The organism is Sporosarcina ureae, assembly GCF_029267015.1.
Taxonomy (GTDB): Bacteria; Bacillota; Bacilli; order Bacillales_A; family Planococcaceae; genus Sporosarcina; species Sporosarcina ureae_D.
Genome location: NZ_JARIEA010000038.1, coordinates 1 through 10,931 on the forward strand (window position 1 = coordinate 1; position 10,931 = coordinate 10,931).

Annotated in this window: 12 protein-coding genes; 6 read left to right on the top strand and 6 right to left on the bottom strand. The window is 39.6% G+C overall.

Annotated elements, in window-relative coordinates; translation table 11 throughout:
• Positions 1-78: 78 nt before the first annotated feature.
• Positions 79-624, bottom strand: coding sequence for a GNAT family N-acetyltransferase (locus Q7P97_RS05635; protein WP_303967745.1), 546 nt, complete (start codon positions 622-624; stop codon positions 79-81).
• 233 nt (positions 625-857) lie between these two features.
• Between Q7P97_RS05635 and Q7P97_RS05640 the strand changes: the two genes are divergently transcribed.
• The 3 genes from Q7P97_RS05640 (at position 858) to map (ending at position 2,882) form a co-directional block, all read left to right on the top strand.
• Positions 858-1,595, top strand: a complete 738-nt coding sequence (locus Q7P97_RS05640; RefSeq protein ID WP_303967749.1) for a TspO-related membrane protein — start codon at positions 858-860, stop codon at positions 1,593-1,595.
• A gap of 101 nt (positions 1,596-1,696) precedes the next feature.
• Positions 1,697-2,038: a magnetosome magnetite crystal formation protein family gene (locus tag Q7P97_RS05645; RefSeq protein ID WP_303967752.1), complete on the top strand. Its 342-nt coding sequence runs from the start codon at positions 1,697-1,699 to the stop codon at positions 2,036-2,038.
• A gap of 94 nt (positions 2,039-2,132) precedes the next feature.
• Positions 2,133-2,882 (top strand): type I methionyl aminopeptidase, encoded by a 750-nt coding sequence (map, locus tag Q7P97_RS05650; RefSeq protein ID WP_303967755.1) that lies wholly within the window; start codon positions 2,133-2,135, stop codon positions 2,880-2,882.
• A 172-nt stretch (positions 2,883-3,054) separates the two neighbouring features.
• Here map and Q7P97_RS05655 read toward each other — a convergent pair whose 3' ends face one another.
• Together Q7P97_RS05655 and Q7P97_RS05660 are read right to left on the bottom strand one after the other, a co-directional pair.
• Complete coding sequence (locus Q7P97_RS05655) at positions 3,055-4,236, bottom strand: DEAD/DEAH box helicase (protein WP_099626177.1); 1,182 nt, start codon at positions 4,234-4,236, stop codon at positions 3,055-3,057.
• Between the two features lie 38 nt (positions 4,237-4,274).
• Complete coding sequence (locus tag Q7P97_RS05660; protein WP_085427060.1) at positions 4,275-5,318, bottom strand: lipid II:glycine glycyltransferase FemX; 1,044 nt, start codon at positions 5,316-5,318, stop codon at positions 4,275-4,277.
• A 284-nt stretch (positions 5,319-5,602) separates the two neighbouring features.
• Here Q7P97_RS05660 and Q7P97_RS05665 point away from each other — a divergent pair, with 284 nt between their 5' ends.
• Positions 5,603-7,336 (top strand): methyl-accepting chemotaxis protein, encoded by a 1,734-nt coding sequence (locus tag Q7P97_RS05665; protein ID WP_303967762.1) that lies wholly within the window; start codon positions 5,603-5,605, stop codon positions 7,334-7,336.
• Between the two features lie 48 nt (positions 7,337-7,384).
• Here Q7P97_RS05665 and Q7P97_RS05670 read toward each other — a convergent pair whose 3' ends face one another.
• Together Q7P97_RS05670 and Q7P97_RS05675 are read right to left on the bottom strand one after the other, a co-directional pair.
• Entirely contained in the window at positions 7,385-8,602 is a 1,218-nt protein-coding gene (locus tag Q7P97_RS05670) for a carboxylate--amine ligase (protein WP_303967765.1), read from the bottom strand.
• A 124-nt stretch (positions 8,603-8,726) separates the two neighbouring features.
• Positions 8,727-9,194 (bottom strand): low molecular weight protein-tyrosine-phosphatase, encoded by a 468-nt coding sequence (locus Q7P97_RS05675; protein ID WP_303967766.1) that lies wholly within the window; start codon positions 9,192-9,194, stop codon positions 8,727-8,729.
• Positions 9,195-9,383: 189 nt separating this feature from the next.
• Here Q7P97_RS05675 and Q7P97_RS05680 point away from each other — a divergent pair, with 189 nt between their 5' ends.
• Positions 9,384-9,758, top strand: coding sequence for an SLAP domain-containing protein (locus Q7P97_RS05680; RefSeq protein ID WP_303967769.1), 375 nt, complete (start codon positions 9,384-9,386; stop codon positions 9,756-9,758).
• A gap of 41 nt (positions 9,759-9,799) precedes the next feature.
• Here Q7P97_RS05680 and Q7P97_RS05685 read toward each other — a convergent pair whose 3' ends face one another.
• Positions 9,800-10,516 (bottom strand): YebC/PmpR family DNA-binding transcriptional regulator, encoded by a 717-nt coding sequence (locus tag Q7P97_RS05685; protein WP_303967771.1) that lies wholly within the window; start codon positions 10,514-10,516, stop codon positions 9,800-9,802.
• A 175-nt stretch (positions 10,517-10,691) separates the two neighbouring features.
• On the opposite strand from Q7P97_RS05685, the gene Q7P97_RS05690 reads away from it, so the two are divergent.
• A partial coding sequence (locus tag Q7P97_RS05690) for a hypothetical protein (RefSeq protein WP_303967773.1) occupies positions 10,692-10,931 on the top strand: 240 nt, incomplete at its 3' end.

The following is a 10,931-nucleotide window of genomic DNA, read 5'->3' on the forward strand; positions in this document are numbered from 1 at the left end:
CAAAACAGCCGGCTTCTTCTATTCGAAGAGCCGGCTTTTCCATATAGTCATCCACTTTTCCCAAAGGGTCTTACCCTTTCAATAATCCTCTTCGACCATTCCAAACATATAATGATCTTCCCACACACCATTGATAAACAGCAATTGCCGTAGCAACCCTTCACGATGGTATCCTGCCTTTTCTAGCACTTTCACCGAACCTACATTACGTGGTGATACGTATGCCTCTACTCTATGCAAATTTACTTTTTCAAACGCAAACTGATTAATAAGCATGACCGCTTCAGTGCCGATTCCTCTCCCCGTTTGGCGCTGGTCAATGGAATACCCGACAAATCCGCTGGAGAACGGTAACCTTTTGATGCTGTACAATGAAATTTGACCAATGATCATACTGGTCTCCGAATCAAAAATACCGAAATTATACTCCCGACGATCACGCATCTGATAGAGTGATTCACGTATTTTATCACGCTGCATCGCAACTGTATAATACGTATTATCGTGACGGGGTTCAAATTCCGTCCAATACTCTTTATTCGCTATGAGCATTTGGGTGAACTGATACGCATCATCTTCTGTCAGAATGCGCAGATAACATTGCTCCCCTTCAAGTAAAATCATTTATCCTCATCCTTTTCGAAGCATTCTGTTTTTAACCTAAGATTTTATTCAATCGATGTGAATGAAATGAAGAATCAGTACCCGTTACCTGAATTCATTAGTTCTTATTATAGTATTTTTTACATGTACAAGACAATAGAACGCCACAATTTCTCAATTGTAAAGGAAAATTCATACTTTCACCTTCTATCGAACAGTAATCTCTGTATACTGTTGTTCAGGAGGATTTTATCATGCTAAGAATTATTTTGATGGTACTTTCGTTACTCATCATGATTGGAACTCATATCGCCGCAAATTTAATCCCACTTAATGGACTGACTACTTGGGAAATTGCTAATCGAGTACCGGTTCTATTCATGCCTGCAGAGTATGTTTTTTCAATTTGGATAGTGCTAGATCTGCTACTGGTCAGTTGGCTATACTCATTTTTCAAGACTTCACCTAGACTTTCTTCTTCTGTTGCCAATTTACGTGCAATTTCGTTCTCAATCAGCTGTTTTTTAAATATCGCATGGCTTTTATTGTGGCATTATAGTTATTATTATTGGGCTATTGTCAGCGTGATCGCATTATTAATTTGTTTGTTAGTGCTGTATTTCAGTTATCCCAAAATTGAGGGTAGAAATAAGGAACGACTTCCCATCTCCGCTTATATGGGATGGATTTTCATCGCAGTCATCGCCAATTCTAATTATGCTTTCAAATTCCACGATTGGACAGGATGGGGTTTGAGTGATCCACTATGGACAGTACTCTTCTTAACTTTAGCCGCAGCGATCGCTCTACATTTTATGTATCACTACCATGATTCTATGTTTAATTTAATTATCATTTGGTCATTCATTGGTATAGCAATGAAAAACGGTACAGACGAATTATTCGTTTCGACAGCGGCTTTATTTCTCTCCGCAGTCATCGGCTTTATAGTATTTATGGGTCGTCGTTTTTCAAAGCCGCTACAATTATAACACGGTGCCAATTGGGCAGCCGTGTTTTTTTCGTGATTATACCGTAAAATAGGGTATAGGTTAGGGTATAGAATATCATGCTAGAGAGTGGAGGTTACGCTATGTCAAATTCAAAATTATTGTCTTCTCTTAGTTATTTCAGTGTGTTTTTCGCTCCCCTTCTGTTGCCAATCATCATTTATTTCGTGGCAGATGAATTCGAAGTTCGCCGTCATGCAAAAAAAGCACTCGTTTCGCATATAGTTCCAATGGCTTTACTAATTGCTGGTTTCGTCATTATGTCCTATTCCATCTTTTCTTTTAATGTTGACACCATTACAAACACAGACAGCAATATGATGTTCTGGGGATTCATCCCCATGCTCTTCATTATTTTATATAGTTTATTGTTTGTTATCGTTCTGATTTGGAATGTATATCAAGGTGTAAAAGTGTTGAAATGAGTATTGGGAAGAACAAGCAAATCATTAAAAAAACATCAATAAAGTATGATATAGTAGGATTGATTAAATTGTACGGAAGAAAGGACTTGTGAACATGATTGTAAAAAATGATGAAGAATTAGAGGGATTGCGCGTAATAGGAAAAATTGTCGCTGAGATCCGTGAAACGTTGAAAGATGCTACAGTTCCGGGCATTACTACGAAGGAACTTGATGATATGGCAGGGCGTTTATTTGCTGAAAAAGGTGCGATTTCTGCTCCTATCGATCAGTATGACTTCCCTGGCTATACATGCATCAGCGTCAACCATCAGGTAGCGCATGGCATTCCAGGAAGCTATGTGATCCAAGACGGTGACCTTGTGAATATAGACGTTTCCGGATCGTTTGGCGGCTTTTTTGCTGATACTGGTATTTCATTCGTGGCGGGTACGCCTGACGAGCAAAAGCAGAAACTATGTGATGTGGCAAAGTCAGCTTTGGACCGCGCGTTATTGAAAGTGAAAGCAGGTTCTAGTTTGAATCAAATCGGTAAAGCCGTTGAACGTGAAGCGAAAGATAACGGCTTGCATGTGATCAAAAACTTAACAGGACATGGAATTGGTACGTCTCTTCACGAAGAGCCCCAGCATGTTCTGAATTATTATGATCCTTGGGATAAAACGTTATTGAAGGATGGTATGGTTTTGGCAGTGGAGCCATTCATTTCGCAAAAGGCTGAGCACGTGATTGAGTTGGATGACGGTTGGACGTTTGTTACGCCTGACAAATCGCTCGTTGCACAGATCGAGCATACGATTGTCGTAACGAAAGGTCAGCCTATTATTTTGACTCAGCTTGATTGATGATAGAAATAAGCAAGCACGGAGAATTCCGCGCTTGCTTATTTTTTGCAAAGAATTGTCTGATGATTAAGCCACTCGTTAAAAAGATAAAAGAAAAAACTGAAGACTAGCACTCCGTGATGGAGTTCGTCTTCAGTCATTGCGTATCATTTAGTCAATGATACGTTTTTCGTTATTTCTTTTTCTTTACTTTCGGCTTTGATTTCTTTGGTGCAGCTTTTTTCATTTCGTCTAAAGTCTTAGAGTTTCCTTCGATCAGTTTTCCATTGTACCAAACTTTTTGGACAGTTTTGATGCCTTTGGATACTTTACGATAGTCTCGTTCTTCTGGGTAAGATAGCAATGTGAGAACTTCTCCATCTGCTCCAGCGCGACCTGTTCTGCCTGATCTGTGTAAGTATTGTTCGACTGTGTGTGGTACGTCGACGTGGATGACGTGCGTCAGCCCTTCGATATCTAGACCCCTCGCTGCTAAGTCAGTAGCGATAAGGATACGGATCGTACCTTTTCTGAAGTCTTCCAATGTTTTCTGACGGTCCAGTTTTTTCATGTCAGAATAAAGTACTGCGATAGGTGCATCGTTGTAGAGCAGTTTCAGTTCTTTCATGCGTAACTGGTCTACGTTGTTCATAAATGTCAGTGCACGAACACCTGATAATGCAGAAATCCCTCTGAGGACGTCCGTCTTTTTACGTTCATCTACTTTTACGTATGAATGAACGACTTGACCACTGTTTGGGATTTCATCTGCATTGACTTGTAGGCGGATCGGATCCTTCATTAGTTGCTTGGCAACAAGTTCAATTTCATCGGTAATTGTTGCAGATACGACAGCTAACTGACGCTCAGGATTTGCAGCTTCAATTAAGCTTTTTACCAATACCCGATATTCGCGTGAGAGTAGTTGATCCCCTTCGTCGATGACTAAATACTGGATATCATACATTTTTAGCTTACGTTCTTTTACTAACTCATTCAATCTTCCTGGTGTACCTACTACAATCGTTGGCTTTTTCTTCAGTTTTTCAACTTGACGTTGCATGTTTGCACCGCCAATCAACTGCGTGACTGTTACGGAAGTTCCCTCAACCAAATCACGTATCACATTGACAATCTGCATAGATAGTTCTTGTGATGGTGTAATGATTAATGCTTGTGTTTTCGGCAAATCTCCGTCTACCATTTGAATTACAGGTAATGCATAAGCCAATGTTTTACCTGTGCCTGTTGGTGATTCCGCCACTATATCTTTACCCGACAGCATTTCAGGTATCATCTGGGATTGAATTGGCATGGGCTGTTTAAAATTCCACTTTGTGCGCAAAGATTCATTCAGCTCGTCTAAAAAATTCATTCGGTTCACTCTTTTCTGTAGTTGAGGATTTCAACCGGTTATTTTTTTTGAAGCTTCTTTCTCAACTTCTGAATTTTAGGCACTACTTTTACAAACATGTTGTAAATAAAAGGTTTGTATACTTTATCGATTTCTCCAATAAATTCTGTTACACCATCTACTTGGCAGAAGCTATTTTTAAAATTGTACAATCCATCTTGTTCACTGTCGAGCACGAACACTCCACCGAGATCATACTGCTCTGCTCCAATTTCTAAACCCCACTTCATCATCTCATAGTTCATTAGATAACTAGGATTTAGATTGCGCTTTGTGTTGGAGCTACCTGCGTATAAGTAATACAATTTCCCGTTATAGTTAATCGTTACCGCACCTGCTAAATAGTCGTCTTCATGCTTAGCTATATAGATGCGCAAGTCATCGAATGCTTCTCGCATTTTGACGAAATAATCATATGAACGAATCGATATTTGATTACGAACAGACATTTCTTCATGGATTTCAAAGAACTTCTTTAAATATTCATCACTGCGTGAATAAGAAATTTCCACACCTTTACGTGCTGAGCTCCGGATTTTGCTTCTCGTTCTACTACGGAACTTGAGCATTAAAGAATCTTCATCCTCGTCCGTCAATTTAACAATCATATTGTAACGAGGCTGGATTAAATCTTCTTTACCCGCGCCTTCGTTACGTACTATGTAACCCGCATCACGATATAACTTGTCCAATTCGTCTGTGTATAGCTGTTCAGGATCCATTTTCAGTGCAAATGCTTTATGTTTTTTTACAAGCACCTCTGCCTCTTGAATCAATTCTTCAACCAACTTCTGATCATGCAGATCACAAATAGGTCCGCGCGGTGCGTATAGTAATGAAAAACCGCCAGGTACCTTACGTATCAATAAGGACATAGCGGCCACAATTTCTCCGTCCCGTTCTACATATACTTGCTCATTACCCCAGTCATCTTTCACATTCGCCCAGTTGGGATCCTGTGTAATTGAACGGAATGGCGAATTCCTCATAAAGGTTTCATATCTTTTTACATCTTCTGCATTATTTTTATCCAAAATCGGCACTGCTCAAACACTCCTTACGTTACTATAGCTCCGTACAACTTCCGTTTTTATCCGTTAAAAAATTTAAAGAACCGTACAGCCACAGCTCTATTAAGTGTAGCCTACAGTATTTTTCAAGTCAAGAATCGAAGGGTTTACTATTGTCATTTAACCTCTCTTTTGGTAATTAAGTAGAAATTCTCTATTATATGTGACAAACTATTCCGTTCTTAATCAGAATAGCCTATACTATCAATAGGGAGAAAGGTTTCATATAGCAAAAATGCAAAAGGGGGCATTACATATTGAAAGGTTCAGTACGCAATAAGTTGATAGCGCTTGCAGCTCTGGTAATTTTAATTCCATTATTGGCTGTTGGTATCGTCAATTACTTTGTAGCTAAACAAGAACTTGAGAAAGTCGGGGAAATGGGATTACAGAATGGGACATATGGCGTTTTAGACTTAATCGATGAGCTGAATATTCAAGTAGAGAACGGTTCAATTAGCTTAAAAGATGCCCAAGAACGAGCTAAAGATAAGATTATGGGGCCAATGGCTGCTGACGGAACTAGACCTTTAGACAATCCAGCGAAGTACGGAGAGAATTTCTACTTTTACGTAGTGGATGAGGAAGGGACATTACTTGTACATCCACAAAAAGAAGGTGAAAGTCTTTATGAAACGAAAACAAAAGACGGTCGTTATTTCATTCGTGAAGTCATTTCTGAAGCGAAAAGCGGAGGCGGATATGTTCAGTACGATTGGCCATTGCCGAGTAATTTGAATGTAGAAGCGCCAAAAATCACTTATGGTCTACAAGATCCAAACTGGGGATGGATTGTAGTGGCCGGAACGTATCTGGTAGACTTTAACGCTGGCGCTAAAAACGTTTTGTGGTATACCTTGATTTCAGTTATTATTTCTGTCATTGTGGGCGTTGCTTTATTCTCTATTTTCTCAGGACGTCTGACCTCATATATTAAGAATATCCGTCTCATTACAGCTGAAATTGCGGAAGGTAAACTGTCGGGTGAAAACATTCCGATCCGTTCGCATGATGAGCTCGGCCACTTAGCTGAAAATGTCAATACGATGAAAAATAATCTGAATGAGATGGTCGGTCATACAAGACTCTCTTCAGACCGTATGAGAACATCTTCAGAAACACTTAGCGCAATTACAGAAGAAGCAACAGCATCAGCTGACGAAATACACAGCGCTATTGCTGAAGTATCTTCGGGAGCAGTGCTGCAATCAGAGGAAGCAGATGTAGCAATCACAAAAGTGAATCAATTATCTACGCTGATTTCCAATGCATCTGAGCAATATGAGAATGTAGTAACAGAAATGCGCAGTATGAACGATTTGCAAAGTTCTGGTATGCATAAAGCGGAGACGCTAGAAGAAAATTCACAGAACTTTAACGTCGTGATCAACGACTTGCAAGGGAACTTCTCACAACTCGTATCTAGAATGAACGAAATCCAAGCAATTGTCCAAACGATTTCATCTATCTCTGAGCAAACGAACTTACTTGCATTAAATGCCAGTATTGAAGCTGCTCGTGCAGGTGAACATGGAAAAGGGTTCGCCGTAGTAGCAAATGAAGTACGTCAACTGTCGGAAGATACAAACGAGGCAACTACAAGAGTTCGTGATCTCCTAGTTCATATTCGAAAAGATACGACATCTGCCGAAAATCAAATGAAACATACATTGGATCTGACTAGTGATCAAGAAAGTACGATTCTGGAAACTAAAAGTGCTTTTGAACAATTATCGGACTCTATTCTGAATATCACATCACTGTTGCGTACTATGGAAAAAGATATGAACAGTATGGATGAAAATAGACAAGATGTCGTTCAAGCAATAGACCAAATTGCGGCTGTCGCAACTGAATCAGCAGCAGCAACGGAACAAGTTAATGCATCAATTGATGAACAAAAGGCTGCAATCAATACTATCATGCACGCGTCTCTTGATCTTCATACCGAAGCGGAGAATATGCACGACTTGGTTGACCGATTCAGCTAAGTTTGGCATGAATGCAAAACACCCTTACGCTTATGCGCAAGGGTGTTTTTATTCTTCTACAGCATTTTTATATTTCTTGTAATAATTGATTTGACGCATCAATAAATAGATTTTACGTTTCATATGTTTATCTTTATTATAAAATAACGGATTGCCGTACTTCCCCGCTTTGATCAAAGAACGTATCTCTTTTTCCATAGGTGGGTTATCAACAAACTTTTTCAATACAGCTTTCGGCACAACTGTGAATAGGAAGTGATCATCTAGATAGGTTAATGGCTTTTCTTTTCCGTAAACCAAGTCATCGACTAAATACTTCGCCATATTTTCGCCACACTGTGTAATGTAATAACTTGAACGCCCTTGACGAATATTCACTTCAAACACTTTGAATTTACCATCGCGTTCATCGTATTTCAAATCGAAGTTTCCGTAGCCAACATAACCAATTGCTTCTAGGAAATTAGCGAGCTTCGTCATGATCTCTTCATCAAAGCGCGTGATCAATGCTGTATAATTTCCGATAGCCGTCATCGCACGCTCCTGCAATACGACTTGCGCCAATGTGATTAACTGCGCTTTACCATGCTGATCAGCATAATACACAGCATCCCACATATACGTATCATCGCCCGGAATGAAATCTTGAATGATCAGATCTGCCGTGTATCCACTAGCTTTAACCATTTGAATGATGCGGTTAACCTCTTCATATGTATCTACTTTATAAATCTTCTGCAATCCTTCAAACGGATGACGGTAGTATTGAACACCATCACTCGGTTTTATGATGACTGGAAACAGCACTTCATCAGTAAATGGCTCGTCAGACAGACAAGAATGAAAATACGTAGACGGTGTATCAATTCCGTGTTGTGCACATAATTCATAGAAGTTTTTCTTGATATACACTGCGTTCATGATTTCTTCATCAATGTAATTGAATAAGAAATCTTTTTGCAAAGCTTCTCGTTGTTCAATTATCATTCGCACGTATAAATCATCTGTTCCAACAAGTACCAGCTTTTGATCAGCGGCACGATGCTTTTTAGCGACTTCACGTAAGAACTGAACAAATACTTTCGGATCGTGCAAACCTGGATTCAGTTCTTGGATATCTGTAATTGTACTATAGCTTGTGAATGGCAATGGTTCTCTACCTACAATTATCGGTTTGATGCCGTATTCTTCATGAAATGAAATCGCCATATTATAGGCGTTAATATTCGTTCCGACAATAATCGGAATAAAAGGATGATTACTCATAAATTCCTCCAACAGACATTTTCCCACTTAGTGTAGTCGCACTAAATTCATAAGTAAAGATTGTTCGGTGGACTCACTATACATAGGTTTTATAAACTTCGGTGTACAAAAAATATTGCATTAATTACTTAGATAATTCCTCTTTTTTTATGAGCTCCAATAACGATTGACAACCTTCTAGTACTAAGTCATACGTTTCTTGGAAGTCTCCCGTAAAGTACGGGTCTGGAACATCTTTTTGATGACTCGTTAAATCTAAAAAGCGCAGTACACGTTGATGATCATGATCGCCAAACAGGTTATGAATATTACGGATATTTTCTGCATCCATTCCAATAATATAGTCAAAGTCCTTTGCGTCTTTTACAGTCAACTGACGTCCGACCATTCCATCTGCTGGAACTTTAAATTCTGCCAGTTTAGAGAGCGTTCCCTCATGTGGCGACTTACCAATATGCCAATCACTTGTACCTGCAGAGTCTACTTCGATAAGATTTTCCAAGCGTTCATCATGAATAATCTTACGAAATACTCCTTCGGCCATGGGTGAGCGACAAATATTACCGAGACAAACGAATAATACACGTATCATACGGCTCTCTCCTTTACCTATTATACTCTTATTACAGTATACATCATTCAATACATTCCTTCATCTGATGAAATGCTTGTTTTATACAAGAGAATTAAGTCGTGATTCATATTATTTAAAAATATATGCTATAATAGGTCTTAAATATCAATCTTCGGGGAATGATATAGGAAAAAGGAGGTCTGCCCTATGCAGATTGTGTTCGAAGAAACGTGGGAAGCTACTTTATCAGACCAACAAAAACAGGCTTTCATCCACCAATATGAAACTAAAAGATCAGTGCACGAAGAATTCACGGCAACACCTATACTTTTAAAAAGAAAACGCAATGGTGGATTAGCTGCCACTGTATTTTTACAAAATAATCGTGATGAGTTATTATCAATTCGCGAAGCAACAGTATGTGTAGTAAATGAACGAGGAGAAACAGCTGCAAAAGAGACTTTCTCATTATCTCTCGACATTCCCGCCTTTACCGCAACCCCTTGGTCATTTGTTTTCTTACCAACTTACGTTGATTCCGTGGAAGAACCAACCGACGACTGGAAGGTCATCATAAAATAATAAAAATAGCAGCTGCTCCTATTTGGGAACAGCTGCTATTTTTACGCCAATTCTACATTGTGATGAACTTGTTGTACGTCTTCTAACTCTTCAAGTGCATCGATCATTTTCTCAAACTGCTCTTGAGCTTCTTCATCCAAAGATATTTCATTTTGCGCAATCATAGATAATTCCGCTACAGTAAAGTCTGTAACACCTGCTTCTCGGAAAACTTCTTGTACTTCATGGAAATGAGATGGATCTGCATAGACCACTACTTGCCCATCTTCTTCTTCAATATCATTTACATCTATATCCGCTTCCATCAAAAGTTCTAGTACTTCCTCTTCTGATTTGCCTTCGATACCGATAATTGCTGCTGGATCGAACATGTACGCTACAGAACCGCTGACTCCCATGTTTCCTCCGTTTTTACCGAAAGCCGCTCGCACTTCAGAAACTGTACGATTGACGTTGTTTGTCAATGCGTCCACGACGACCATTGATCCATTCGGTCCAAATCCTTCATAACGAAGTTCGTCGAAGTTTTCTTCGCCGCCGCCTTTTGCTTTTTCTATAGCACGGTCAATAATCGCTCTTGGAATGCTGTATGTTTTCGCACGTTCGAGTACGAATTTCAAGGCTTGGTTGGATTCAGGGCTTGGGTCTCCAGATTTTGCTGCTACATATATTTCACGTCCAAATTTTGCATAGATTCTACTTGTGTTTGCGTCTTTTGATGCTTTCTTTTCTTTAATGTTATTCCATTTACGGCCCATTGGGTACACACTCTTTCCTTTAGTTATAATGGTTTCCTACTATTGTTTAGTATACCAATTGCTTTTTGTCATGAAAAGTAAAAAGAATGAAAGGTTAGAAGATGTTACGGGGTGGAGTGTTGGAGGGTTGGGTCGTTGCTCGAGTTAGGCTTTATCGTTGAAAGTGGTGAGGGTCATGCTTCGGACTCGCGCAGGCACGTGGGGGATTGCCTTCAGCCATGAGCCAACTAGCGGTGGAGCTGCTAGCTGTCTCATGGCCACGGCTGACCCCGCAGTTGTGCCTGCGCTACTGAGTACTTACCAAGTTTGTTTGTGGTTTATAGTAGATCAAACCAGTGACTGGGTAGTACTAGTTCCTATCCTTGCAAAAGAAGAATCCGAACTGCCCTACACACTGTCTAACGAAGGCGGCTGC